The following is a 25,479-nucleotide window of genomic DNA, read 5'->3' as shown; positions in this document are numbered from 1 at the left end:
ATGAAATTACTTTCTAAACAAAAAGGGGTAACGGCGATCGAATTCGTAATGGGCGCGCTCGTTATGTTCTTTGCCACTTTTGCCATCTTTGAGTCGAGTTACCAAATCTATGTTGTGAACATGACGGAATATTCTCTTCGAGAAACTATACGAAACACCAAGATTTACGAGGGCAAAGGCATAAATCAGCAGTACGAGGACAAGTTTAAATCTCTGATCGAAGCTGATGGTAACTTGTGGCATTTCTTAATCGATAGCTCGCGATTTTCTATCAAAGGTCGTTACTACAAAACCTATGATGACTTCATTGCGAATAGAGGATATTCGGATGAGGGCTTGAACTTTAACTACAACTTAGCGGAGATAACGGTCACTTATCGTTACTCTCCGATCATAAAACTTGCCGGTGCAGCAGATCGAGATATCTCAAGCACAATGGTACTGAACTTAGAGCATGAGGGGTGGAAAAATGACGCTCCGTAAACAAGGTGTATGTTCTCCAAAACACCAAAAAGGCTCATTTATGGTTGAGCTGGTGTTCATTCTTACAGCGTTATGGGGTGTTTACCTTTTTGCTGCGGACTTGAGCTATCAGTTGCTTTTACGAGCCAAGCTTGATCGTTCTAGCTTTGCGTTGGTGAATATAATCAAAGAGCGTTCGCGTTACTTTGAGGGCGACGTGTTAGGTGGGAAAAACCTAGTGGTGACCAGTGCTGATTTAGAAGACTTGTCCAAAATCGCGAGTCGAATGCTCGGCTCGTCCCCAAACGATGTGGCTATCAAAATAGAGTCATTGACCAATAAAGTGAATATAGCGGTATTTACCAGCAGTAAATACAACAGACTAAATTGCAAAACGGATTCAATACTTGCACACGCAGATTTGGCTCCGGTGGAAAAGGGCGTGGTGTATCCATTGTACCGCGTCAGCCTTTGTGAGGAGCAAAGCTCTTGGTTCAAGCCGTTCTTTAATGGCGGTACCGGCACAACCGTGAAAGTTGGCTCTTCTTCAATAATGCCAGGGAGATAGTGAAATGCGAATGCAGCAATATCAGCATCGAAGTCTCCAACAACAAAAGGGCGTCGCTGCTGTATGGATGGGCTTGTTGCTCGTGCCTATTATGGGCGTCACTTTTTGGGCTGTTGAGGGCACTCGTTACGTTCAGGAGTCGAGCCGATTAAGGGACTCAGCGGAAGCTGCGGCAATGGCCGTAACGATAGAGGACCAACCGGGTTCAGCCCGTGACCTGGCAACGAAGTATGTCGAAAACTATGTGAGAGATATCAAGTCAATCAATCTTTCTGCTCAACGTTTTTATCAGGCGGAAGACATGACTACTGATATTCTTGAGTATATCCAATACACAGTGAACGCCAGAACAACGCATGACTCTTGGTTTGCAAGCAGCTTTATACCATCGTTTGATAAGCAGCAGGAGTTAGCCGGACGATCGCTAGCAAGAAAGTATCCCGCGTACCTCGGGGATAACAACATTGATATCGTTTTCGTCTCGGACTTTTCTGGCTCAATGAATGATAGGTGGGGGCCAAGTTGGAACAAAAAAATTTACGACTTGAAAACAGCGATCGCTCAGATATCGAACAAGATTCTTTGTAAAAAAATTCGTCAAGACTTCGTTGACGGAGAGTGGAAAGACGTTTGTGATGAGCCTGGAGAAGACACAACTGGGGACAAACTGCTTAACCGAGTTGGTTTTGTACCATTTAACGTTCGAACCAGGGAAATTGTGGCAGGCAATAGAGCCAATGCGACAAGCCAACTAAGTTACAAGAACCGTTACAATCCTTATTTGTCACCTTATAGCTACAACGATATCGATTGGGATTACTGGCGTACTTATTCACAAGACCAGGTAATCTATTGCGCGGAGCGGCAAAGATACTGCCCATTTCCTAAGTGGGCAAATAGTCAATATGCTAAACGCATTCGTGACGTTATCTACTCAGATAGATACGCCGTGGCTGATGTCTACAATTATGTTGATTTACCTACTTCAGTATCGACGATGTTTACTGACAAATCACGTTTAAAGCCTAATTTCTATGGCGTAAGTGGAACCCGATTGTTTAACGCTCATGGTTCTTCGAATTCATCACAATTCTATAATATTCGATTAACGAACAAACTTTCAGACCTGAGCTCGATTAGATCGATGCAGGCAGACGGCGGTACTGCTGCGTTTCAAGGCATATTAAGAGGATCTCAGATTCTCCATGATGGAGACCCCAAGAGTTCAGATGAAGAAGCGCAGCAAGATTACAACAAGAAAATCAAGATGTTGTTGATTTTGAGTGACGGGCAGGAAAGCCCTAACAACGGTATTCTAAAAGGGTTAGTAGACACTAAGATGTGTGACAAAGCCAGAACAGAAATTCCGGGCTTGTACATCGGTGTCATTGGTATCGATTTTCGTGCATCTCAGCAAAGTGGTTTTCAAGACTGTGTTGTTAATCCAAGTGAAGACATCATTGATGTATCTAACTTAGATGAATTGATTGAAAAGATAGAAGAACTCATCCGAAAAGGCTCAAAAACAAGCGGAATAACTAAGTTGTACTAGAGGAAAATATGAAAAAGTTAGTCATTGGTGCATTCGCTATCTCGACGTTGCCGTTTAGCCTGATAGTTAAGGCAGAAGAGGGGATTAGCGTTTATTGCGACAATACCTTCAACGAATACCAACATAGTATTAAAGTGGATAACGTTGTCGGATTTGCTCAACATCGACAGGGCTTCTTGCAAATAGAGCAAAAGTCTAACAGTAGAGGTCTCAAACAAGCATTGGCTGGCAAATCAAAACTAGGGGTGAATCAAACAGGCTGTACAACATGGATTAGCAATCAAAACAACAAGTCTCGAGATGATGGCTTAGTCGCTCGGTTACACTTTGGTTTTGACCAGTCTAATTTAACACCAATGGGTAGAAAAGCCCTAGGGCAGCTTGCTAAGTCACTTAAGATTAACAATAGTTCAATTACAGTAGATGGGCATACTGATAGCAAGGGTTCTGAAGGTTATAATCAGGTCTTAGGATTCAAGAGAGCGAAGGCTACGTCTGTTGGTTTAATCATTGATGGAGTGGATAAAAATCGTATTGTTGTTAAATCATTCGGTGAGAATCAACCTATTGCATCTAATTTAACGGAAGAAGGAAGAGCAAAAAATAGACGCTCTGAGATATGGATTTCCAAACAAAACACAATGAAAACAAAAGAGTAAAATGGGTGATTCATAGACATATTTTCAACTATATTAGATGTTTATGGATAGAGAAACTCTGTAAAGGCTACTACGGGTAAAAATGTATGAAGAATTTGGTGATTCAAGCCTCATATGGTGACTCTGTAGTATTTACAGACCAATATACGCAAGTGGACTAAGCGATTAAGCAGTGTGGCGCAGCTGGTTTGGAAAACCATAGCGAATGCCCTCATTTATCTCCAAGCACCAAAGTCATTGATGAGCTGAGAGTATTAATTCTTACGATGCGTGAGAAACGCAATTTAGGGCGTGGTGCTTACAATCGGAGGTGCCATTTCCTATCCTGCGTATGTAAGACGGACAGAGAGCGTGAACTCTTTCGCTGGGGGAGTCTTATAAACCACTCATGATTTATGGAATCAAGTTTAGCCCAGCAAGCCTGGATCACGTCACTTGAATGGCAAAGTAGAACGCTTGCAGAAAACAGATAAAAGAGAGTTTTATCCGACCATAGATGTCTTTGTGGGACTGGAAGAGATGGGTATGCCACTAGCTGAAGGCCACACAGCTCTTTAAGTGTATTAGTTCCGACTAGATCTAACACTTCAATTTGAAAAGAAGAGAGCTACCCACTTTGATTAAAGGTACTGAATCCGTAATCAAAGACAATAAGAGGAACTCTCATGCTTCATACTAGCAACCCAATCATCAAACACAAAGCTCTTGTATATCAAAAGCCTGCAAGGTCATGGGTGTATCAAGAGACACTTTCTATCGTTATCAAGAGTTAGTTGAAACTGGTGGTATCGATGCTCTGATTAATCAAAGCCGTAGAACACTAAATCTGAAGAATCGTGTCGATAGTGAAACTGAACAAGCAGTTCTCAAGTATGCCTTCGACTTCCCCGCACATGGTTAAGTCAGAACAAGAAATGAACTGCGTAAACTTGGTGTGTTTATCTCTCCTAGTGGCGTTCGTTCAATCTGGTTTCGTAATGACTTAGAAAACTTCAAAAAACGCCTTATTGCCTTAGAAAGACAGAACGCCAATAGAGACATTAGAGGATGCGAAATCAATCTGGGCAGAAAAGAATTTAGCCCAGATATAATCTGACAGGCACCGAGTCGAAAAGTGGGTAACTGTCAGATCAGGTCTGAATTAGTACACTCTTGTAGCTTGCCATCCACAAAGACACGGCCATCGTTATCTATCGAGACTGAACTGCCCTTATAGACCTTGCCGTTGATTCTGATTTCGCCACCAGCACTAATTGCTTGAGAGCGCCTCTACGGCCAATATTGAGCGTTAACCAGCGCCCACCGATTGAGACGCTAGTAAAGCCACTTTTGCCAAAGTTAACCGTTATAAGGCCAAATATTCGGAATGAATTGCGGGAAGTAATGTTTGTTTTTCGCATGGTATGTATTCAAAGTGGTTTGCATTCTTGGTGCAAGTCGCCCCTGTCACTATCAGGGCGTTATCATCATTGGTGATTGTGGCCATTAGCACCTGTTTGGCCTTATCGGTTAAGTAGGATTCGTCAACGATGATCTTAAAGTTATGTAAACACCAACCCGCTAGCGCTTCCTCTCAACCATTGCGGTAGTGTTGAAACATGATCGATGGTCGGTCACATGTATTGGCGTTCTTAAGGTAAACCTCACCACTATGTTTAACGATTTTCTCTACCATTAGGCAATCTTCAATCAGGGATAAATATTCGTACTTATCCTGGACTGAACATACAAACAGAACGCGACGTTTAGGATTGTGCTTAATACAGGCCATGGCAAAGTAACTCTCTGTATTTGTGATTAGATTATTGGTCACATCAACCCCTTGAAAATCGTGTCTGACATATAGAAAACAAGGCAAAAAGTAATAACAAAGCGCAAGAATCTAGGTAGTTTCAGCGCTTCAAACACGTAGGCCATCCCAATGGCTATCAATACGGTCAGTCCTATTGCTGGCCAGTTAATCATCTTCATTACCATCAACATCCGATAAAGGAATTAGTCGTTTTAAACCCGCGATCGCATCCACTGAGCGAGGCTTATCGTCGCGCGCGTAGCTTACTGAGTAGGCTTTTATGTCATCGGTAGTGCTATCGATGACAATAAGAGAAAAACTGCCGCTTGCTTGCTGCTGAGCGACGATGTTGAGCTGGTGGCCATGTTCCACCAGCCGTTTGAACTCACATAATTTAATCGGTGTAATCATGTGCCATGATGCAAACTCGTCGTTTTTGTATGTTTAAAACGTCACGTTTTATACTAGGAGTAGATTCTAACCATAGGGTTTAGATTTATAAGTCATGTTCGGAATTTGAATAAGCGGCAGCAAAACTATTTGAGCTGTACGCTGCTGACCTTTTCAATGTGTAACAATACGTCCATTACATCGCTGTGAGCATTGAGTAACTTTCTCTTTGCAATTGTCCATGCCGCTAATTTTCCGTTAGCATTCACGCTCACCTTGATGTAATGCTCGTGCTTTTGGTTTCTCTCATCGTACTTGGTGTACCGTGCTACATAGTATTGCTTGCCATCGATGGTAGTTAGCCGTGGGTCTAGACTTTTTGGCAAACGCGCCAGTAAGTTGAATTGCTTACGAACGCGATCCCAACAACGTCCCCATAGTTCCTTTCCGATTTGGTTACGTATTTTGGTTGCCTTGCGTAGCCCTTTCTTTTCACCAATGCGAACAAACCCGACAGAACGACGTATATAACCCCCCTCCGGCTTAGGCACACTAACTGCGTAACAGGTCTTTTTCTTGGTGATGAATCGATAGCCTGTGTTAGATACGAAATAAGCATAAGCGTTACGACACTCTGACACTCTTTTACCCTCAAAAAAACAAAACATACGATTCCTTTCGGTTGGATTTAACTGGCCGTTGCTGCCCTTTCTTGGCTAAATGAATAACGTTACAGCGTAACTATATTATTTATATTCCTAATTAATGCGACAGATTGATAGTCTTTAGGTCATCATAGCTGCAACCAAGCACCAGCTTGATTGCCTTTTTGCTGAACCCTTTTTTTATTAATTCTCTTACCTTTGGTTTAAGCTCATTCGGAATTGGCTTTCGGGAAAGTTCCTGTTGTCGAAGCTTAAATTCGTTCACTCGTAAGTTCGCGTCCATTAGAGCTTTGCACATAATTTTCCCTCCCGTTATTGCGTCTTTGGTTTTAATGAAATGCCTGTTGTGTACTCTTTCGCTTCGTCATGGAACGTTCTTAAGTAGTGGTCAGTCACGGCAACACTAGAATGACCAAGCGCGTCCTTAATCACTTTCAAAGAGGCTTTCTTTTCAAGTAGTAGCATGGCATACATTTTTCGCATCGAGTGTGTTGATAGCTGGTATGGCAGCCTCAACTCCATCGCTATGCGCTTATACGCTCGGTTGATGTACTGGATACTGATAGCATTGCCCTTTTTGGCTAAGTGGTGATTGGATTGAAACATCAGCTCATTGTGGCCATTGTGTAGGTAGATACGTTTAATCAGTTCTTCCAGTTCGGCATTAACGTGAATAGTAATTCGAGCGGCCTCTTTGGCGGCTTTTTCGCTCTTACCTCGGGTCATACGGCCTTTAAAGCCTTTTGATTGAACAATGGTAAATGACGACCGAATCACGCCATTTATCATCACATCGCTGAATTTTAACTTCGAAATGTCACAGTAACGTAAACCTGTACGCACCTCCATTTCAATCATCATAGAGATAAGTGGGTTAATGTCATCCATTAAACGGATTATTTTTTCCAACTCGTCTAAGTCACGCGCAGGGAAAGCAGCCATTAGATCAACTCCACATCATTAGCACTAACCGTCTTAAACTCGCCACCAACGAACACTTGGATTTGCAGTGTTCGAGATAACAAGCTAAATCCCAAGAATAAGCCTAGTTCGTCATCGACACGCACGAAGTCGTGGTGAACAGGCAATCGGCCAAAGTGGTTGATCATCTTGGTTTGCGCTTGGACGCTTTGAGGCTCTTTAATTGTGTTGATGGCGAAGCGAAGCTGAGAGCGAATCTTTAACGCATTATTACCTTTTCGAGCTTTGCTGATCGTGCCTTGCACACAGGGGAAGCCGTAGAAATTGCGAATGACGGCGGCGGCTTGTTCTTGGCCTCCACATTCATTAATTAGCTCATCCAAAGAGATAAGAATAAGGTCGTGGTGACACTCTTGGATGGCACTTCGTTTGCTTGCCCAATCCTCAGAAAGCGACAACAATTCATTTTTTTTAAACATTTTTGCTGATTCCTTTTTGGCAATATCTGATTGTTTACTCGGAATACAATATATTCCAAAGGAATATATTTTTCAACCATGTTCGGAATAGAATCTCTTTAGTAATAAAGAGTACCAAAAGTGGTCGATTAATCGGCTTTTGATAAATAGCGCAATAGCGTATAGAAAGCCACCAGCAAAAAGTCATTTCTTTTAAATATTCCATAGGAATATCTAAGGTTTTACACACAAAATTCCAGGATTGGAAAGCAACCCAAAGGAATTATTAAGTTGTTGTTTTTATTGGTTTTTATGTATTTTGGTAGCAATAGACACCGACAAAACATTGAATAAGTTAGTTTCAGTTCTAGGTAGAAATGAAACTAAAAGGGTGTTTTTAAAAACAAACCACGACAATTACCCGTCTGAGGAAATATAGCGACGGGGTTACACCGTCACGCGACACGAACGGATATGCATACCCGCAATGATTATGCGGTATAGGTCACGTTATAAAAACCTAAACGCCAGTAACGATATGTTTGCATTATTTTGCATATCTAGACAATCAAAGATCACAGTCTCATAATACTCCGCGAACATCAGCTCCGTTGGTGAGAATCCCCTAAACTCTTTCCAAATCAGAGCTATATACGTATTGGCTATCCAGTCAATTGGCTTAAGAGATATAGATATGCATTGCACGTTAAATCAATTAATCCCACTCGAAATACTAGATCAATGTGACCTGTCCCTAGATGTATTTAGCAGCTCGTTCCTCGATGACGCGACCGACATCTGCATGATGCATCTTATCCAATCGCATCCGAACGCACTATGCAATTCATCTATTGAACGTGATGACGTATTAAACTTCGTTCGAGATCACTTCTCAGCTTAAAAAGCAACACTTATAACGTTCTTCTGTTCGTTTTTTATTTAATTCCGAACACAAAAACGGTATGCTACGCATCAAGGATAAAGGTAGGGTTTTTCGTTACTCGCATACGCTCAGGGATGGAGTGTAACCTTTATCCTCCAATGTAATTTGGAGCAACCGTTCACCATGATTAATAAAAAAAATACTGAAATTAAAGATATAAAAGCTATTGATATAGAAACACTTAATCAATTACTTGCAAACAAACAAACGGCAGATGCGCGCCTAAAACGTGCCTTGAAGCACCGCGCGACTTTTTCCGAACAAATAGATGGCAAGGAAGATAGTGGACTATTCAATGATCGCATCGTAGCTGTAGTAAAACGTGGTAATCCGACCACTCGTTTACTTGAGTATATTGAGGCCGCGAAATCAGCCAATAAAGAGCTTTTAGAGCGCGCACCTCAATACTTCAACAGCTCATCTAACTCATTTAAAGAGACGACCGTAATTGAGAACGTCCGTCGCGTTAACATCACAATTAATAAAGCAGCTAGCAGCCAGAAAGTCACTGGTGCACGTCTAGCCAAAAGACTTGAAGCATACCTACGCGACCTCGACCGTAAACTCTCCTACGATCTTCCAGAAGATGAGAAAGAACAGCTCATTAACAATAAAAACACTGCATTGAATGAATTGAAATACTTCAAAGACAATGCAGACGTTGAGTTTAGAAAGCGCGGTCAAGAACACAATGACATTGTCGCTATTATCCATACCTATGATGGCAACAATGGCGGCATTTCTCGCGTAGCTAAAAAGGTTCACGTTAACGCTGGTGGCCTTGTTCTAATTAGGCATCGCTCTTGTAAAGATCACGATGTGCTAATCACAAACAACACCACAGAGGGACGTTCGATATTCGATGAAGCGAATGCTTTTAAGTCGGTACTATACCCTAACGCTAATATGTATATAGAAAGCGAAGTTGACGCTATTCGTGAAGCCAGAAAAGAGCTTAGAAGCAAGAACGAAAGCAAAGCACGTTCGCAGTTCGATGGATTAGTGAACTAAGGTTTTAAGCTAAATTATTGTTGTTCCGCTTTGATTGGTGATTTGGTGGCGATATTTAGCGGTATCGCCACCTTTTCATATTACTTTTATATGTTGACACCAACGGAATTAAGCATCGTCCGATTCAAGCGCTTCCAGTACCCATTGTTCTACGGAACTGCGAGACTCTAGCATGCTCTCTGTTACTTCCATTTCGTGCGGCACATAATCTACCAATTGAGAAAAGCAGTATGTATCCCAACGGTCAGGTGATGGGATGTTCATTTTCTCTTTCATCATCGGTTTTGGCATCATTACCCATTGGCCTGACTCGTTGATTGCACAAGGTATTTTACTGCCTTGTTCTGCCGTCTTGACGTTCTTATCTATCTGCATGCGGCCTTGGTTTATAGCATCCCGAGCCATAACGTTGGCATACGCACGCTGGTTAAAGAAACGCTGCTTATCGCTGGTGGAGTGCATCTTCTTACCCCAACGAATGCGCTGTACGCGCCGTCCGTAGCGTTCTAAGCAAGTCGCTGTGTCATAACCTACGCCGTCACTATCCACTGCTATCGTGATGTTTGGGTACAAGTCCTCACTACACTCTGCATGGATAATGTCAGCGAACCGAACCGGATCGACCGTGCTTGGTTGTTCAAGCAATTTCACGCTCTTAACGATGCGCTCCATGCGTTGACCCCAAACCTTGCAGATATTGAGTATCGAGCGGTCACGACCATTACCCACGTCCACCAGCGCAGCCCAACCCCAACCATCGGGCATATCGAGGTTGAGCCTTGCGCTTTTGTCCAGTGCATCCCGACTAAGCAGCATGCCAGCAATGGAACTTGGGAACTCCCCACGTACTTTAATCAGGTATTCCGGTGCCTCTCGACCGCCATACTCCAATCGCTTATCGAGGATAAATTCCACGGTTACGAACGGCGATTCCTCGGAGTTAAGCCGGATGGCTCGCCATCGACCACTAGGCTCGGCTAATCGGTGATGCGTATCGTAGAAATAGCCGCTAGGGCGCGTTGGCTGGCTCAATAACAGCATTCGGTTATCTTTCTCGGTCAATGCACCCGCTAACACACCAAAAGCCTTGTCAGAGACGCCTGACGCCTCATCGACAATAACAAACAAGTGTTTAGCGTGTTCACCCGCTAGCGCTTCCTCGTTACCAATTCGGCACGATTTAGCACTGGTTTGCCAGATACCTTTTGCTGAGTTTTCAAAAAAGGCTGTCTCGGTAATGGTGAAGTATTGCTGTAACCAACCATGCTTTTGTAAGAGCGTGTTCCAGTTGGATTTTAGGTACTTCCATACACCGATTTGTACCTGTCTCGCGTTGTTCGCCACCAGCACAACACGCGCATTGGGGAAGCAGAGCATGAAAGCAATGATCATGATACTGGTCATGTCTGACTTGCCTGTACCGTGGCCAGAGCTGACAGTCGTTCGCGCACCAATACGCTGAGCACTATCAATGATTTTGCGCTGCTGCCAGCTCGGCTTCTTACCGACTAGCTCAACAGCGAGGCGTTTCCAGTCATAGCGATACCGCTTAACTAGGGCAGGGTAACGGGGATCTTGTGTTACGCTCTGTATTCGTCTAGCCACCAAGTACCTCGAAGCTGTCTACATCGTCAAACCCCGACACTCCCTCGTTATCGAGGTCATCATAGGCTTGATCTTTAGCGGCTTCGTTTTGTATTTGGGATGGGGATAGGGTAGGTTCTACGCCGTTCTCTAGGTCTTCGGCTTCTTTGATTCGTCGGTTTACTTCTTCTTTGCGCGCAGGTAGCCAGTTATCTTGCTGCTCAATCTGCTCTAACGTGTAGTCATCAAACAGCTCATCCAGCTCTTGCTCACTGATACCAGTGTCGTCTACTTCTGGTTCTAGGTTCGCTAGCTCTACTTTAGCTTCATGCAATAGCGTTGCTGGTGGACGTGCGCCTAACTTCTCGATTTGCTGACACGTCTCTACGGCTGTCCAGTTGTTCTTAGTGCGCAGAGAAAGCATTTCTATTACTAGGCTGGTTTCTTCCGCTGGCAGTAAGTGTGGCATCATCAATTCAGCGTATTCCTGTTTACGCAAATCGATATAGCGCTTGGCCTCTTGTTTGGCCATCGTGGAAATACTTAATTCCAGTTCACGCAATCTGGTGCCATAGCCAAAGATGAGACGGTCACGCATGGCGTTTATGTCTACTGGCTGGTTTTCGTCATCGAGCGGAATGTCTCCGCTTTCTTCCATTTCATCGATCTCTTTAAGGCGTTTAGCTAACGTCTCATTCATTCGGTAATACTGCGAACGGGCAATAATCAGTTCGTTGCAAACCGAAAGCGGATCGGTATCCATGAGAATATCCATGATTTCGCCAGTAATACCCGCACTACGGGCATAACCACCATGCACAACAGGGCGACCCACTTGAGCACTGGAATACTGCGAAAGTCCCTCAACTGATCGCGGCTTGCGCAGTGATCCAATCCCCCCTGTTTTCGCGCGATCGCCTTGCGCACTTTGCGCTTGCGCAGTTGCCCCCGCTTCTTTGGGCTTTGATTTATCAGCTCTTTTTTTCTTCTTGTCGTTTTTCGCTTCTTGAAATTTCGCTAATTGCTCATCGTAAAGATCAAATAATCGATCAAACTCGGGCAGCGATCGCATGGAATTAAACTGGCGGCGCAATGTCGCACCGTTCACCCCTTTATCTTTCGCAAAAGCGGCCATCGTGAGCGTTGGGTTTTGAGCGCCACGCACGAGAAATTCTTTCAAAAGGGAATGCCAGTCATTGCCCTGACTGGTCTTTTTCGCTTTGATTTTTGGCATAACGGACGGTTGGAACTTGCCGCCCGTTTTGGCTGGCCGTTTTATATATCGCTTAGCGGTGCCGTACTTCAATCCGTTGGCTTCGCAATACTCGGCCAGCGTCAAAGTCGGCTGCTTCTCTAACTGCTCCCAAAACTGCTGTTGGTGAGCCTGATAGTCAATCTTGCCGGACACGGTTAAACCCCATTCATCTTGTTACGTTCGGAATAATACAGAGTTTAAACAGGTAACAACAATACGAACGAGAACATTTAAAACAATCATTTTATTGTCAATAAGGTTTTAAAGATAAAATTTTATAACGCGACATTAAATAGTATTTACAGTAACGATTTTCTGCATATAATCATGGCCAGCTAGTGAGTAACGCTACTCATGTACAATTGATTCTGCGGCACGATATAGTAATTGGCTGCGTTATCTCACTAGCCACCTTTCCCCCATACCCAAGACAACGCGCTACGTGACGAAAGGAATACCCCCTTGAAAGCACCCGAGCGCATCAAATTCAGACACAAAGCCAAAACCAAAGCACGACAAGCCATGTTTAGAACCCGCCAACGGGAAAAGGGATTAGCGCTACTTCAAGTGCGAATTTCACGCCTTGCTCACGCAAAAGCATGCGAACAATGCGAACAGAACGGGATTACCCTGACCGAGCTGTATCAGTTGGCCATCAACAACACCGATCCAAACCAACTACCAGAAAAGCACCCCGAAGTAATCGAGGGAGACCTAGTAGGGACACGCCAAATCAGTCCTTGGATTGACCCCGAAGTTGCAAAGACGTTTGAGAAATTGGCCACCAACTACCGCAATCGAACCATAGCGATGAGTGCTATCGTCTATGCGTATTGCGCTCGATGCGAAGCTGAATGAACCGAACTGGACACGCTTGGGGCGCACTGTGCTTTGCGCCCGTTCCTCTCGCCTTAATGGCAGACACAACACCACTGCATTCAATCCTGGCATTTCTTGGTTGCTTAAGCGGTTCGAGCGCACCGGACTGGCTTGAATTTGACAGAATCCCGCACCGAACTTACACCCACATCCTTTCAATATGGCTCGCTGTAACGGCTTATGGCTATCATTTGGCGATAGGGGATACATTCATACCAATTGAGGCGTTAAAAGCCACCAGCACGATTCTAGGTGCGATTCTGTGTGGATTTGGATGTGGCTGTGTGTCGCATTGGCTTGGGGATGTGCTAAACCGCCAACCAGTGCCGATTTTTACCCCGTTTGATAGGTACTGCTTGAATCTGTTCGCCTCGGGAAGCCACCAGCGAATCACATGCGTATTCATTTTCTCGGTAGCATGTATTTTAGTTGGCTTTTTACGGCCTTTTTCATTCCGAATATACTTGTTAAAAATGGCGTTTTTTACATAAAAAAATGCCGCGTTTTACCGTGGCCTTTTGATTTTGAGGAGTTGTCAATAACAGGTAATTCAATAACCAATCAATTGGCCATCTATATTTTGGAGTATCCACGTCCATTTTCTTGCGAGCGAGGCAAATATAGGACACTCAAAACGCCTTTTCAATAGATTGAAACACGACACATAAAAAAGAGCCAGTATTTCTACCAGCTCTTTGACTCTCTTTTGCAAACCTTCTTTGAATCACTCGCCGAAGCTGTACGCTTCACACGAAAACAAGGCAATTATATTGATGCTCACCCTGAAAAATCAAGAAAAAAGCGCCAATGGTGTAACCAAGGGCGCTTGAGATCAGCTGTCTAAGATTTTAAAGGAAACACGGTCGTCACAATGGCAACTAATGTAACTCGCGTACAAATAAATTTATCCGTTCGGAATTCTTAGTTCAAGTATTTTTTACCATCACAAACAAAAACAAGTATTACCAACCACCCACTTTGAAGCACGTATGTTATCAATGGCATATTAACTGAGGTATCCTTTACCGCTAATCATAATAAACAGGGAATCCTTATGCCTATTTTTATAGGGATAGCAGCCTTAGTGTTAGTAGGACTGATTTTTGGCTTTCACATCCAAGTCTCAACTTCATTTATAAATGTCATTACATCCATAGGCACATTGCTTGGTGGGTTTGGTGCTGCATACGCCGCCTATCTGGCGCGTCAATCTGTAGGGGAATGGCGTGATGAGTTTCACTATAAGAACACCTACAGTCAGCTTTCTGAGTTTGAGAGCATGTTGAAGACTATGCTTGAAGATTTTACTGAGAACTCCCTCTCTAAAGATAGCTTAACGACACTAAGCAACACGGCAGCTTTGCAAATCCCATTAAAAATCTTGCATCCATATCGTGAGCGCTATCAACGCCTACACGAAGACATTCTTAATGGCTTGTCCAGTGAGGGAGCCAGAGCCTTTAAAGAACTGGAATATTCCTCTGTATGCGCAGCTATGAGCAATAGCTTTCTCACTGGCCTATCAAACTACCAACGATTAACGATCCTCGCTAAAGACATTGATGAAAGTGAGCATAACGTCGAAGAAAAGGGGCAACAACTTACTAGTGATATGGCCGAGTTTCTTAAGATCTACGATGACTATCGCCAGCACGTTAAGCGCTATCTTAAGATAGTTAAGGATGTTAGAACGTCCCTTTAGAAGCCATGCTGTTAGTTGCGTTCCTATACCCCGCATGCATCAAGTCAATAATTTTTGTAGTCAGTCGACCAGAGTCACACTTCCACACTTATAGAATGGTAAACCATGAAGAAAAATATGAGCGATGAAAGGATAACCAAGATCGAAGATCTGATGGGTAGCCCGTTTCCATTAGAGGTAACAGATTACGAAGAGAAAATCCGACGAAATCTACTTTTTGCCTCTATGATTGTGTTTGGCACCACTTATCTAAAGTTAATCCCCACACCCGACTCGAAGTTTTTTGGTCTCTCGTTTGAGAACTTAACTGTTGATAGCGTATACATCATATTACTGTTAGTTGTAGTGTATGAACTACTCCACTACATATGGCTAGTAAGTAATAAGTTGATGTATTGGAGAGTAAGACTAACGGGCACAACCCCAAAAGCATCTAGAGGTAATTCTGGAATGCGTTTTGGTAGTCAGTTTGATTCTTTTGATCACGGCGGCAAGCAGGAAGACTCAACTTTCTATGTATGGATGCTCGAACAAAGATTCAGTCTGGACGAGGAATTTGAGCGCCATAACTCTATATGGATTAACCTCGAAGACAAGGCCTTTAGTAGCGAGCATCTAAAAAGCAATGACGTTCAAGAGATTCTCAGAAAACTAAATGAAGTCAAGTCATCACAAGATAAACTGTACTCTCACCTCAATAATCTTAGAATTGACGCTTCTATGCATTACTTTGATTCATGGTTTTCAAAGATGCTAATCAGCCAGTCTGTCAGATGGTTGATTTTGGACTTTATTCTACCAATACTTAGCGGTGTCTTAGCCATTGGCTTTCTTGCGTATCGGTTAGATTGGCTACCCATTAATTGATAGCATTTACCCCACAACTAAGAACAAAGGGCTGACCCTCTTTCGAAGATCAACCCTTTGCCCTCTTTGGGAGCCTGTAGGTTTTACCCTACAACGCTTGCACAACCTTATTAAACAAGCGCACCGTATAGGAAGTCGTATCCGTCACTGTCCTATGGGAATAATACTAAACTCATTCCGAACACATCACAATATTAGTTTGCATTTTATTTTGTGATTTTTGCCCATTTAAAGATTGTTTCTGTCGCTTTTTGCTGGTGGCTTTCTTGAGCGTTTCATAGTAGCCAATCTTTATCAAAAACAAGTACCAGAGCGCATTAAGAGTCGTGATGTGCCTAAACTGTAGGTCAGCAAACCAGAATCGCTTTTTCAGATGCTTAATGGCCATGTAGGCTAACCATTGGTGTTTGAATCTAAGCACCGTCACTAGGCGAGCTTTCTTCACCTTAAGCGTGAATACATAGGCTCTTGTCTTTCCTGTCTTACTCATTGCTTGCTTTCCCCTCTAACTGGTATCGAAGCGGAGCAGTAAGCCATCCCCAACGTTTATGTCGCCATATGTCGCTAATCGTGGACTGGTGAACGCCATATTCCTCGGCTAGCGTGTGTTGGCATACCTGTTTAGTGAATAACAGCTCGTAGATGCGTAGAACTTCACTAGGGGATAACTTGGATGCGCAGTTCTTTCCTCGGCGGTCTACGTTGTCCTTTACGGCCTTTTCAGCGGGTACACCAGCCTTAAGGCGTCTTAGCACTCTGCGGTAACTGGTGTCGGTAGCGGCGCATAGCTGTCTTGCGGTCATTACCTTGCCTTGGTAGGTCACAAGGTGCTTGGTAGCCTCGGCCAGTAGTTCCTCTCCGGTTCGTAGTCCTTTGTGATACGCGCGATAAAGGGAAGTCATTGGATAGCCAGTTAACTGAGCGAGACGGTACACGCTCATCGATTGACCCTGATATTGAATGCTCATAGTGACTCACTCCCTTAAGCCACTTTAGCGATTTGCTCATAGATACCAGTAAGGTACGTTCTGCCTACCTTACGGTTAAAGCGCATGGATGGTGTTTGTAGACCTTTCTCGGTAAAGAGCACTAATGCACTGCCGAAGTTCACACCTTGCTTTTTGGTGTGTCCATCTGTCTCATAGAACGGGTAACGACCATCCGGCTTGTAAATCATCGTGGCGTAGCCCTCAACCAAGTCCAGCCACCACGTTGTGAGTTCTTCATGTGGTAACAGCATCATGCCGTCACGACCTTTTCTGGCTTGTTCTAGCGCCTTTTCCAGAAACTCAAACTTAAGGTCGAACGGAGGATTGCACCACCAGCCATCTTCCCATTCGCCTTGTAGGCCATCGAACCCAACACAAACAGGGTTTAGGAGCTGCGCGGCCTTGTGTTTTGGCTTTAGGCTTGGGAATCCACTCGGCTGTTCGTTAATCCAGTCAGGAGCCACGTAGAAGCGGTTCACCTTGGCGGTTTGTGGCTCGGCGGCCACATCTAAAACAAACTCTTTTCCGGTATCACGTCGAAAGAGGAATTGAGCATCAAAGAAACAATCCCAACGAGTCGCCCATTTGTTCTTTGCGCCCTCGACGGTCTTACTTTTGACTAGGTGCGCCATTCTCTGACTTCTCCCCACTCTTGGCCGCTACCGTAATGCGCTCGATGCGTTCTGCGTCCAAATCAATCTTCACTCGCTCTATCTTTGGATAGACCACCAATCCATAAAAGCTGTATGTGCCAATACCGACAACAGCCACCAGCGCTAACACAATGGTTATGGCCAGTAGTCGAACAGAGCCGATAAAGACACGTAGCCCAATTGCCTTGCTATCATTCATGGACGCGTACCATGCCCTTGTAAGCAGAGAACATTACGCTGTGCTCGGTTTTGACACCTAAGCGCTCTTTCGTCGCCGGATTAATGGTTGTGCGTTCACGCTCTATGTGACGGAAACGGCCAAAGCCTCGAATTTGCACCTCACGACCTTTCGCAATCTCAACCAGAATGTGATTGATCATTGCGTCCAGACAATCGCCCACCAGCTCTGCATCATCACCAGTAAGCTTTAAGCCAAGGCGTTTAGAAATGTTTCTTTCAATGTCAGTTCGGTTTAAGCGTGTGCTCATTAATGTGCCCCCTTGATCTCGTTTACCTTGTTTGCCAGCTCATCGCGGAATACATCCGATGCACTAAAAGTCAGCTTGTCTCGCGCAGCTACAATCGCTGGCGCTCCCGTTTTTGGATTACGGCCAGCTCGCGCTTTCTTAAGGCGAGGTGCGAACGTGCCGAAACCACTAAGCAATACAGCATTGCCCTCAATCATGGTTTGAGTTGAGATTTCTTCGATAAAGGCATCAAAAACCAGCTCGCATTCTTCACGTAATGCGCCCGTTTCTTTTTTCATTGCTGAGATCAGTTCGTGCTTACCTACGGCTTTTTGTTTAGACACGCTAAGTCCTCTTGAATATCTTTCAGATAAATTCCGTGCTGTTGGCCTAGAAGATTGATGGCATAAAGAACCAGTTCTTCTCGACTGCTACAGCCAAGTTCTATTTGGAGTCGCCTAATTTGCTCTCGTTGTGGCGCGATAGTATTGACGTTTAATGTCAAACCTAGCCATCTTGGCAAGATGACGATTCCAGCGCTGCTGAGGGGTTAAGGCGTTCTTCTTGGGTTTACGTCCTGCCATGAGACGATTATAACCATTCCGAACACGCCGTAAATATTCCGAACACGATTTCTGTTTTTAATACAAAAAAACACCGCCCATATAGGCGGCATTTGTGGAAAGATGATCAAGGATTTGATTAAGCTCGTTTGAACTCCGAAAAGTGGCTGCGCATGCCATCACGAACTTTGAGAGGCGTTTTGCGCAGCTTGGCGCGTGTCGCTGTGTCGTATAAGTATTGTTCCCATTCCCAATAGGACATATCACGTAGTCGGCCTACTGGCTCACCAACACTGTTCATGAATATGTAGGTGTTCTTGGCTTGGCCGTTCGGGATTGAGTTGCCATTACCATCCAATATCTCAAAGACCCCTCTCGCACCGACAAACGTCACGGTCAGACCATATTGTGCCGCTGTAGCATCAATCATTGCGCTAGTGAGGTAAACATTCTCGCCAAAGATTTTAGTACGGAGGATTTCACGACGATATTTCTTAATGTCTCGAACCCATTCAAAGATAACGCAGCGAGTATGTGGCGTTCGGATGTTGGTTTTTACTTTGATTAGACCAGCATCGAATAGCATTCTAATGACTCGATAGTTGATCTTCTCTCTTGGTGCAATTGTGTCGCCAGTAGCATCGTAGTCACAAATATGACCACCAGTAAGCCAGCGATACGCTTGAGCGCTACCAAATTCCCCTGCGGGAGCATAGCTTAGCAACAACTTGTCATAGTAAAGGTAATCGCATAGGAAGTTACGGACTACCTTTGTTGCTTCTAACACGTCTAAATCAACTGGCTTTTGGCCAATGCTGTGATATTCACTCGCTAACATGAGATAACTAAGCCCTTTTTATATACTTATGCGGCTAGTCTAGTTTTGTTATCAAATGTTGGCAATTGGAGATAGCTATTAATTTGACAAATGCACTCATCAAACCCCTTAGCCACAACCACGTAATACCCTAGATTTTGGAACATTTTTATCTTTTCCTGTTGTTCCTTACTTGGGCGACCTTTTTCCGTTTTTACCTCCAAAAAGAACCCGTGATACACCCCTCTCGGGATAGGAAAAAATATATCTGGCACACCTTTCTTTTGTCCCTCATAGCTCATCATCGAAGCCGCTTTAGGTGTTCGGTAGCCACCATTAGGGATTGAGAAAACCAGCGGGTAAATGTCCTTGTACTGCGTCTCTAACGTGTAGAACAAACGCACCTGTAACCAGTGTTCGGCCAGTTTCGTGTCGTTAAACTCTTTCGGGCGCTTAATCCCTTGTGCTAGGCGCGTTTTGTGTGGTGAATCCAGTTCCACTTTCTTCTGTGTTGCAGCGCGCGCAACGTCATTGTCTTTCTCAAGAATACGGATGAGCCAAGCTGGTAGTTCCGACTTATCCACCAGCGCGGTATTAGGGACGTTTATCGATGCCGGATTGATGATGTGATTAACAGAACGGTTAATCTCGTTAAGTGCTGCATCGATATTGAAGTCGCCGCCGTGGCCAGCTTTCACGCCTTTGCTTTTCCACTTCTTGCGCTTAGCGACTTGGTTTGCGAGGAAAGAGTGATCGAATCGTGGTGCCTTGGCCATAACTAGATAAGCCCTTGTGTTACTAAAATCTCTTGTTCCTTACGGCGGTTAATGTAGGCAAATACCTCGTCCTTGGTGAATTGCTTAGCTACCACTTTGCGGCGGTCACCTTGCGAGAAAACACGCTTAGCAATGTCCTCAGATAGCGTCCAACAAAGTGCGGTTTCGATTTCGGATTCGTCATTGATAGCTCGGTAGGCCGTGATCACCTTGGGTAGCTTGGCGAACGCCTTGCGCTCTGACGATTTCATCACCTTGTGCTTGTTGCGTCTCGGGCACGTAAACAGGGACGACCACACACATTGATGTTGGTGCGAGCCTTGCGCTTTCCATAGCGTTCCAAGTACGTCCCAATAGGTTGAGTCGTCTTGGATAGCTGGCGCACTGCGAACAAAGAAATCGAGCTGATAACACTCAGGAATAGATAACAGGCGGGAAATGATATTGGAGTCGTTAACGTTAGCCACTTTGTACCTCTTTTTTGCCGCCTCACGCTGCTTGGCAAGGCGGCCTAACGTCATCTAAATGTTTCAGCGTGGATACCCCTCCCGAAAGAGGGAGGGGAGGAACGCTGCCCTTTGTGGTTAATTCTATTGTGGTTACGAGGGGATTATACGACAAAGCTTGCTAACTATAAATTCCGAACACAGAATTAAAATCAACGTTTTCACACTTGCCAGATTGCATATAAAAAATTATAGTTAAAAAACGACTTGCAAAACCTATTTTTTCGGAGTTAATCTATTTGGGCACTGGCAAAATCCAGTGTCGAGATTAGCCTCTCGAAACTTACTAGGCGCAAGTCGCCAGCATCCCATCTTGCTGGTTTTTTATTGCGTAAAATCTGCACATCCTAATTATGGTGGGCTGGTTTGGGAGCACTTCGGTGCGCCGTTTCCTAGTAGGCGGTAAGGCTAACCCCGAATCAGCTCACCACCACTGGTTAGCCTCGGTTTTGGTGAGTTAAACATCAACTTACTAGGACAAAAATCATGATTGGTACTTCTACAATCAACATGCGCGCCGCACTTCAAGCTGCGCAAGATTACCTCTCCCAAGATCTAAACGCGCCTGTAGAGCTTCTTTGTCAGATCTACAACGCCTTACAACCTGTCGATTGGAACGACTCACCAGAACAGCATTTTCAAGATTGGCTGCTTTGTGGTGGTGATCTTCGCGTTGATTCAATTCTGGACGCTCAATATCTGTTTTGCTCGGGGTTTGAACTTGCCCTAGAAAAAATGGACTTCCAGACAAATTAAATCGGGAGAGAAAGCCCCGTTTATTGCGGGGCTAACTCAATGAGTTAAGTCAAAAGCGTTTGTAAGACATGAAAGAGATCGCAATCAAACAACGGTTTTATCCAACTGATGAGCAAGCTGAACTTCTAGCAAGAACGTTCGGTTGTGTGCGAACTGTTTACAATAGAATCCTACGTTGGAGAACTGACGCTTATCGTAATGACAAAATTAAGGTGAACTACAGCGCAGCATCAAGCCGATTAACCGAGCTTAAGAAAGATCCGGAGTTAAGCTGGCTTAATGATGTTTCTTGTGTGCCTTTGCAACAATCACTACGTCACCAGCAAGCTGCTTTTAAGAACTTCTTTGAGGGTCGAGCAAAATACCCTGTCGAAAAAAAGAAACGTCACAAACAGTCTGCTGAGTTCACTAAATCTGCATTTAAGTTCCGCGATGGACAGCTATTTATTGCCAAGTCCAAGCAGCCACTTAATATCCATTGGAGTCGTGAACTACCTAGCGAACCAACCACAGTCACAATCTCAAAAGACACCGCAGGCCGATACTTTGTGTCTATGCTATGCCGTTTTGAGCCTAAACCAATGCCTGTAACCGCTAAAACGGTTGGTATTGATTTGGGTTTAAATAACCTGTTCATCACAGATAGCGGTGAGAAAGTCGATAATCCTCGCCACTTCAAACACTACCAAAACAAACTGGCATACCTACAGCGTCAACTCGCCAAGAAAAAGAAAGGCAGTAATAATCGCGCTAAGGTGCGCCAGAAAGTAGCCCGTCTACACGCGAAAATTGCTGATAGTCGATTAGACAACTTACACAAGTTGTCTCGCAAACTGATAAACGAAAACCAAGTTGTTTGTGTTGAATCGCTACAAGTGAAGAACATGCTCCGCAATCCAAAACTAGCAAAACACATCGCTGATGCGAGTTGGGGCGAGTTCGTTCGCCAACTCAAATACAAAGCAGAATGGGCTGGACGAACTATCGTTGAGATAGAACGCTTCTTCCCTAGTTCAAAGCGTTGTAGCTGTTGTGGGTTCGTACACGAATCAATGCCGCTTAATATCCGAAACTGGACTTGTCCAGAATGCAATACGCACCATGATCGTGATATTAACGCAGCGAAGAATATAAAAACCGCTGGACTGGCGGGGTTAGCTTAGGGAGCGACTGGATCGGGGATAGCCTCAAAAGAGGCTATCTAGTGAAAGCGTGTTGAACTAAGAATCCCCTAGCGAATTAGCTAGGGGAGTATGTCAATCGACGCAGTACAATCAGTAAGTCGTCTTGAGTTGCTAACGCTAAATTTTGTTTACTCATCGTTTAAGCCGCCACGTAACTCAGCATCTTGTAATGACGGAACTCGTTCTGGAACGGTATTTCATCGTCAAAGTCCATTGGTGGCTCGCCGTATTGCTGTTGAGATTGATCCCAACCACCCTGTTGCTGTGGTGAATGCTGTGGTTGTTGAGGTTGACCCCAACCGCCTTGTTGCTGCTGGCCACCAGCTCGGTTATTGCCAAGCATTTGCATCACGCCATTAAAGCCTTGAACTACTACCTCTGTGCTGTAACGGTCTTGGCCTTGCTGGTCTTTCCATTTGCGAGTCTGCAATTGACCCTCGATGTAAACTTGTGACCCTTTGCGTAGGAACTCCCCCGACACTTCGGCCAACTTGCCGAACAACACCACTCGATGCCACTCGGTTTTTTCTCGGTTCTCGCCTGACGCTTTATCGCGCCAAGTTTCGGATGTAGCGACCGTGATATTCGCTACTGCGCCGCCATTTGGTAGGTATCGGATTTCGGGATCTGACCCCAAGTTACCAACCAGAATGACCTTGTTAATGCCTCTTGAAGCCATTCGTTATTCTCCGGTATCTCTCTTTACCGCTTCGTCTCTGTTAGAAATCGCATCACCAAAGAACAAATAACCCACGTCTGTACTTGTGTAGACCGCTATCAGTTCTAGGTTTTGCACCCTTGGGTTCACTTCGCCATTCTCGATTTTTCGATAAGTGTCTGGTGATAACCCGATTAACCTGCTCATTTCGAGTATGGTTAAATCTGCATGCCGTCTCGCTCGCTTGATTCGCGCTGCACGTTGCTGTCGATACTCAAGCGATTGGATTCGAGCGGCCTGTTTAGTCTTTGCGTCTCGCATTTTCATAGAAGCTCTCCACTTCACTTGCTAGTCGTTCTTCCTCGGTTGTGGTCGCCTTAATCAAGGCAACGCGATATTCATGTAACCGATTCTTTGACCAATCGAGGCAGAGCTTTTGCCACTTGATAACGGCAACCGGATCGGAAAGGTCGTAACCCGTCCCAAAACAGCTACAGCACTCCCACTTGCTAAATAACGACTTGGTGTAACCTGTGCCATTGCAAGTCGGGCAGCGATCCGGTTTGTCGTCCAATGTCACATCGGCATCTTGTAACCGGTTCGCCAGAGCTTCGCGTTCGTCCGTAAGCTCTATGCCCTCGAATGTATCTAGGATTGATGGTGAGCTTTTGTCTCGCTCTCTTTGCCGTTGTTCCAGTTGAGATCGCTTAATTTCAGAAATTTCCTCACCCACCATTAATTCCGAACACATCAATTTTATACGGAGTATAAGCCTACTTAAAAAACAATGCAAAAAGTATTGATACAAAAACCGAAACGATGTATTTTTGTCTCAGCAAACAGGCAAATAGACTCATATGAGGAATCAGCAAATGTCAGAGAACAACAGCAAAAAAGTTCACGACCAAATCCAAGCAGACGTTAAAGAGTACATGACCAACACCTCGAACAGCGTCTTAGACTTCGCTTTGGCCAATGCAATTAAGAGCGGTCAGAACAACCTATATGACTTGTGTAAAAAGTGGAAAATCCCTGTAGATAAGCCACTTAGCAAGATAAACACTTCTCTTTTCAAAGTGGATGATGATACTATCCACCTCGCATAGACGGATACGTTTAGCTATCGGGATAAGAGTAATGGAAAGCTTCGGGGAAACTCGAAGCTTTTTTTTATCTCAATACTTAATCCGAACACTCAAGAATTTAAGGCACAAAAAAAGCGCCTACTCATAGAGCAAGCGCTTATCGTTCGGAAACCCACTAAAACATCCACCAGCAACAAAAACAAACAAAAACCAACCAAATTAAACAACAACACTGTCGCTTTATAAAAGCAAAATAGAAATTAGAAAGCATCAATCGCGAAAGATAGTTTGAACTGATTCATCAAGAAACCTCGTCCGTAAGGTTCTGTTAGCACGCATTCCATTTAAAATAGCGGTATAGTGAAAAATAAACGCCTTATGTGATACCGGATCGTTTAGCGTCTTATCACCGTCAAATAGTTGTGTTTAATACTGTCAACACTTAGGCTATTTGGAAGAAAAAACACTGTAAAAATAGTAGCTAAACCTATACTTTTGGCCCAATTAGTTTGTACGGAGAAGCATTTTAATTTTTTACAGGATAAGATGGCTTAACAGCAATACATTGAATGCGCTAACCCACCTGCTGGAAGCGGCAACTTTCTTTTGAGGTTGGCATCAAGCAGAAAGGAAAAATGAACATGAATTATTGGATAAAAATCTTGCTCATATCCCGATTCATGTAGAGAAATGAATATTTTTCAAAGCGTTCCTTTATGAGAGGGGAATTATCTGATAACAATGGGACATAAGGACTTGGGAGTTTTCATGCGCCTAAACCTGAAAGAGATAACCAACTCGTTTGGGCGTTTGCAAAATTAGCAAAAAGTCTGGAATACTAGGCACAGCAAGACTTGGAACAAAACGTTCCCCAATAACCTTGATTGTGTGAAGAATATAAAAAAAGGCTGGATTCGAAGAACCCAACCTTTAGTTAACTAGGAGGTAATTATGTAATCACCAACCAAGCTCGAAGCAGCTAAAAGCTTCACCTCAAGTAATGCGCATTAGGTGAGTACCAGTCACTTAATACGACTTACATAGCTACAACAATCAAAACCGTCGGAGGTTATATGAGTAAGCTCATTGAGCTTGTCATAGCTGTTATCAACCTAGTAGCAGCTATTATTCAAGCACTAATAGGTTAATTAACCGCGCTAGGGGTACATGTTGTTGCCCCTAGAGCACACTTACAACTATCCAATAATTAATATTTCCTGTCAATTCGTGTTTTTATCAAGAACTCACACAAATGCGATCGCTATTCGACTCTGCCTGCCAAATTTACCTTTCATCGTCCACCTATCAGTTAGATTG

At 44.1% G+C, this 25,479-nt stretch carries 32 protein-coding genes and 2 pseudogenes; 14 read left to right on the top strand and 20 right to left on the bottom strand.

Annotation, left to right across the window (positions count from 1 at the left end; genetic code table 11):
* From R7O12_RS10845 to R7O12_RS10820, 6 genes and pseudogenes are all read left to right on the top strand, one after another.
* Nucleotides 1-483, top strand: coding sequence for a pilus assembly protein (locus tag R7O12_RS10845; RefSeq protein WP_318125824.1), 483 nt, complete (start codon nt 1-3; stop codon nt 481-483).
* Nucleotides 470-1,030, top strand: coding sequence for a tight adherence pilus pseudopilin TadF (gene tadF / locus R7O12_RS10840; protein ID WP_318125823.1), 561 nt, complete (start codon nt 470-472; stop codon nt 1,028-1,030). Before R7O12_RS10845 ends, tadF begins: the two co-directional genes overlap by 14 nt.
* A gap of 4 nt (nt 1,031-1,034) precedes the next feature.
* Nucleotides 1,035-2,582 (top strand): TadE/TadG family type IV pilus assembly protein, encoded by a 1,548-nt coding sequence (locus R7O12_RS10835; protein WP_318125822.1) that lies wholly within the window; start codon nt 1,035-1,037, stop codon nt 2,580-2,582.
* Nucleotides 2,583-2,590: 8 nt separating this feature from the next.
* On the top strand, nt 2,591-3,241 hold the full coding sequence (locus R7O12_RS10830; protein WP_318125821.1) for an OmpA family protein: 651 nt from the start codon (nt 2,591-2,593) through the stop codon (nt 3,239-3,241).
* Nucleotides 3,242-3,323: 82 nt separating this feature from the next.
* Nucleotides 3,324-3,781 (top strand): annotated as a pseudogene (locus tag R7O12_RS10825) (hypothetical protein); the annotation flags it as partial.
* Between the two features lie 125 nt (nt 3,782-3,906).
* Nucleotides 3,907-4,283 (top strand): annotated as a pseudogene (locus R7O12_RS10820) (helix-turn-helix domain-containing protein); the annotation flags it as partial.
* A 531-nt stretch (nt 4,284-4,814) separates the two neighbouring features.
* Here the strand turns inward: R7O12_RS10820 and R7O12_RS10815 are convergent.
* The 5 genes from R7O12_RS10815 to R7O12_RS10795 all read right to left on the bottom strand — a co-directional run bounded on the left by R7O12_RS10815 (nt 4,815) and on the right by R7O12_RS10795 (nt 7,488).
* Nucleotides 4,815-5,054 (bottom strand): hypothetical protein, encoded by a 240-nt coding sequence (locus R7O12_RS10815; RefSeq protein WP_282137023.1) that lies wholly within the window; start codon nt 5,052-5,054, stop codon nt 4,815-4,817.
* Between the two features lie 144 nt (nt 5,055-5,198).
* Nucleotides 5,199-5,444 (bottom strand): hypothetical protein, encoded by a 246-nt coding sequence (locus tag R7O12_RS10810; protein WP_318125820.1) that lies wholly within the window; start codon nt 5,442-5,444, stop codon nt 5,199-5,201.
* Nucleotides 5,445-5,569: 125 nt separating this feature from the next.
* Nucleotides 5,570-6,091, bottom strand: coding sequence for a Fe3+-citrate ABC transporter substrate-binding protein (locus tag R7O12_RS10805; protein ID WP_318125819.1), 522 nt, complete (start codon nt 6,089-6,091; stop codon nt 5,570-5,572).
* A gap of 309 nt (nt 6,092-6,400) precedes the next feature.
* Nucleotides 6,401-7,030 carry a tyrosine-type recombinase/integrase gene (locus R7O12_RS10800; RefSeq protein WP_161441108.1) on the bottom strand — a complete coding sequence of 210 codons (630 nt, stop codon included), beginning with the start codon at nt 7,028-7,030 and terminating at the stop codon, nt 6,401-6,403.
* Nucleotides 7,030-7,488, bottom strand: a complete 459-nt coding sequence (locus R7O12_RS10795; protein WP_318125818.1) for a hypothetical protein — start codon at nt 7,486-7,488, stop codon at nt 7,030-7,032. Before R7O12_RS10795 ends, R7O12_RS10800 begins: the two co-directional genes overlap by 1 nt.
* Before the next feature lie 1,045 nt (nt 7,489-8,533).
* Here R7O12_RS10795 and R7O12_RS10790 point away from each other — a divergent pair.
* A complete protein-coding gene (locus R7O12_RS10790) occupies nt 8,534-9,421 on the top strand; it encodes a hypothetical protein (protein WP_318125817.1) in 888 nt (295 codons plus the stop codon).
* A gap of 108 nt (nt 9,422-9,529) precedes the next feature.
* On the opposite strand, the gene R7O12_RS10785 is transcribed toward R7O12_RS10790, so the two are convergent.
* Both R7O12_RS10785 and R7O12_RS10780 read right to left on the bottom strand, forming a co-directional pair.
* The gene (locus R7O12_RS10785; protein ID WP_318125816.1) at nt 9,530-11,026 is read right to left on the bottom strand and encodes a terminase; all 1,497 of its coding nucleotides are present in this window, start codon (nt 11,024-11,026) and stop codon (nt 9,530-9,532) included.
* Entirely contained in the window at nt 11,019-12,413 is a 1,395-nt protein-coding gene (locus R7O12_RS10780; RefSeq protein ID WP_318125815.1) for a hypothetical protein, read from the bottom strand. Before R7O12_RS10780 ends, R7O12_RS10785 begins: the two co-directional genes overlap by 8 nt.
* A gap of 309 nt (nt 12,414-12,722) precedes the next feature.
* Between R7O12_RS10780 and R7O12_RS10775 the strand changes: the two genes are divergently transcribed.
* The 4 genes from R7O12_RS10775 (at nt 12,723) to R7O12_RS10760 (ending at nt 15,708) form a co-directional block, all read left to right on the top strand.
* Nucleotides 12,723-13,118, top strand: a complete 396-nt coding sequence (locus R7O12_RS10775; RefSeq protein ID WP_213868149.1) for a hypothetical protein — start codon at nt 12,723-12,725, stop codon at nt 13,116-13,118.
* A complete protein-coding gene (locus R7O12_RS10770) occupies nt 13,115-13,630 on the top strand; it encodes a metal-dependent hydrolase (RefSeq protein ID WP_318125814.1) in 516 nt (171 codons plus the stop codon). Before R7O12_RS10775 ends, R7O12_RS10770 begins: the two co-directional genes overlap by 4 nt.
* Before the next feature lie 563 nt (nt 13,631-14,193).
* A complete protein-coding gene (locus tag R7O12_RS10765; protein WP_318125813.1) occupies nt 14,194-14,841 on the top strand; it encodes a hypothetical protein in 648 nt (215 codons plus the stop codon).
* Between the two features lie 105 nt (nt 14,842-14,946).
* Nucleotides 14,947-15,708 carry a hypothetical protein gene (locus tag R7O12_RS10760; RefSeq protein ID WP_258685831.1) on the top strand — a complete coding sequence of 254 codons (762 nt, stop codon included), beginning with the start codon at nt 14,947-14,949 and terminating at the stop codon, nt 15,706-15,708.
* Nucleotides 15,709-15,880: 172 nt separating this feature from the next.
* Here the strand turns inward: R7O12_RS10760 and R7O12_RS10755 are convergent, their stop codons facing one another.
* The 10 genes from R7O12_RS10755 to R7O12_RS10710 form a co-directional block, all read right to left on the bottom strand.
* Nucleotides 15,881-16,198, bottom strand: a complete 318-nt coding sequence (locus tag R7O12_RS10755) for a hypothetical protein (protein WP_318125812.1) — start codon at nt 16,196-16,198, stop codon at nt 15,881-15,883.
* Nucleotides 16,191-16,676 carry a hypothetical protein gene (locus R7O12_RS10750; RefSeq protein ID WP_318072521.1) on the bottom strand — a complete coding sequence of 162 codons (486 nt, stop codon included), beginning with the start codon at nt 16,674-16,676 and terminating at the stop codon, nt 16,191-16,193. The genes R7O12_RS10755 and R7O12_RS10750 overlap by 8 nt, the downstream gene beginning before the upstream one ends.
* Nucleotides 16,677-16,690: 14 nt before the next feature.
* Nucleotides 16,691-17,329, bottom strand: a complete 639-nt coding sequence (locus tag R7O12_RS10745; RefSeq protein ID WP_318072520.1) for a DNA N-6-adenine-methyltransferase — start codon at nt 17,327-17,329, stop codon at nt 16,691-16,693.
* The gene (locus R7O12_RS10740; protein ID WP_017634081.1) at nt 17,307-17,549 is read right to left on the bottom strand and encodes a hypothetical protein; all 243 of its coding nucleotides are present in this window, start codon (nt 17,547-17,549) and stop codon (nt 17,307-17,309) included. Before R7O12_RS10740 ends, R7O12_RS10745 begins: the two co-directional genes overlap by 23 nt.
* The gene (locus tag R7O12_RS10735; protein WP_318125811.1) at nt 17,542-17,838 is read right to left on the bottom strand and encodes an HU family DNA-binding protein; all 297 of its coding nucleotides are present in this window, start codon (nt 17,836-17,838) and stop codon (nt 17,542-17,544) included. The genes R7O12_RS10740 and R7O12_RS10735 overlap by 8 nt, the downstream gene beginning before the upstream one ends.
* Entirely contained in the window at nt 17,838-18,161 is a 324-nt protein-coding gene (locus tag R7O12_RS10730; protein WP_052484255.1) for an HU family DNA-binding protein, read from the bottom strand. The genes R7O12_RS10735 and R7O12_RS10730 overlap by 1 nt, the downstream gene beginning before the upstream one ends.
* Nucleotides 18,140-18,340, bottom strand: coding sequence for a hypothetical protein (locus tag R7O12_RS10725; RefSeq protein ID WP_318125810.1), 201 nt, complete (start codon nt 18,338-18,340; stop codon nt 18,140-18,142). The genes R7O12_RS10730 and R7O12_RS10725 overlap by 22 nt, the downstream gene beginning before the upstream one ends.
* Nucleotides 18,341-18,519: 179 nt before the next feature.
* Entirely contained in the window at nt 18,520-19,218 is a 699-nt protein-coding gene (locus R7O12_RS10720; protein WP_017634077.1) for a hypothetical protein, read from the bottom strand.
* Nucleotides 19,219-19,244: 26 nt separating this feature from the next.
* On the bottom strand, nt 19,245-19,973 hold the full coding sequence (locus R7O12_RS10715) for a VRR-NUC domain-containing protein (RefSeq protein WP_048626743.1): 729 nt from the start codon (nt 19,971-19,973) through the stop codon (nt 19,245-19,247).
* A 2-nt stretch (nt 19,974-19,975) separates the two neighbouring features.
* Entirely contained in the window at nt 19,976-20,440 is a 465-nt protein-coding gene (locus tag R7O12_RS10710) for a hypothetical protein (protein ID WP_318125809.1), read from the bottom strand.
* Nucleotides 20,441-20,965: 525 nt separating this feature from the next.
* Here R7O12_RS10710 and R7O12_RS10705 point away from each other — a divergent pair.
* Nucleotides 20,966-21,235, top strand: coding sequence for a hypothetical protein (locus R7O12_RS10705; RefSeq protein ID WP_024703886.1), 270 nt, complete (start codon nt 20,966-20,968; stop codon nt 21,233-21,235).
* A gap of 68 nt (nt 21,236-21,303) precedes the next feature.
* On the top strand, nt 21,304-22,398 hold the full coding sequence (locus R7O12_RS10700) for an RNA-guided endonuclease InsQ/TnpB family protein (protein WP_213868156.1): 1,095 nt from the start codon (nt 21,304-21,306) through the stop codon (nt 22,396-22,398).
* 160 nt (nt 22,399-22,558) lie between these two features.
* Here R7O12_RS10700 and R7O12_RS10695 read toward each other — a convergent pair whose 3' ends face one another.
* Genes R7O12_RS10695 through R7O12_RS10685 form a run of 3 tightly spaced genes read right to left on the bottom strand, consistent with a single transcriptional unit; the run spans nt 22,559 to nt 23,810 of the window.
* Nucleotides 22,559-23,098 (bottom strand): single-stranded DNA-binding protein, encoded by a 540-nt coding sequence (locus R7O12_RS10695; protein ID WP_213868157.1) that lies wholly within the window; start codon nt 23,096-23,098, stop codon nt 22,559-22,561.
* Between the two features lie 3 nt (nt 23,099-23,101).
* Complete coding sequence (locus tag R7O12_RS10690; RefSeq protein ID WP_017634072.1) at nt 23,102-23,404, bottom strand: helix-turn-helix domain-containing protein; 303 nt, start codon at nt 23,402-23,404, stop codon at nt 23,102-23,104.
* Entirely contained in the window at nt 23,379-23,810 is a 432-nt protein-coding gene (locus tag R7O12_RS10685) for a hypothetical protein (RefSeq protein ID WP_318095433.1), read from the bottom strand. The genes R7O12_RS10690 and R7O12_RS10685 overlap by 26 nt, the downstream gene beginning before the upstream one ends.
* A 139-nt stretch (nt 23,811-23,949) precedes the next feature.
* Between R7O12_RS10685 and R7O12_RS10680 the strand changes: the two genes are divergently transcribed.
* Entirely contained in the window at nt 23,950-24,183 is a 234-nt protein-coding gene (locus R7O12_RS10680) for a hypothetical protein (RefSeq protein WP_318125808.1), read from the top strand.
* The last annotated feature ends 1,296 nt before the right edge of the window (nt 24,184-25,479 follow it).

This window comes from Vibrio sp. Vb1574 (assembly GCF_033338675.1).
This window is presented reverse-complemented; position numbering and strand designations above follow the sequence as displayed.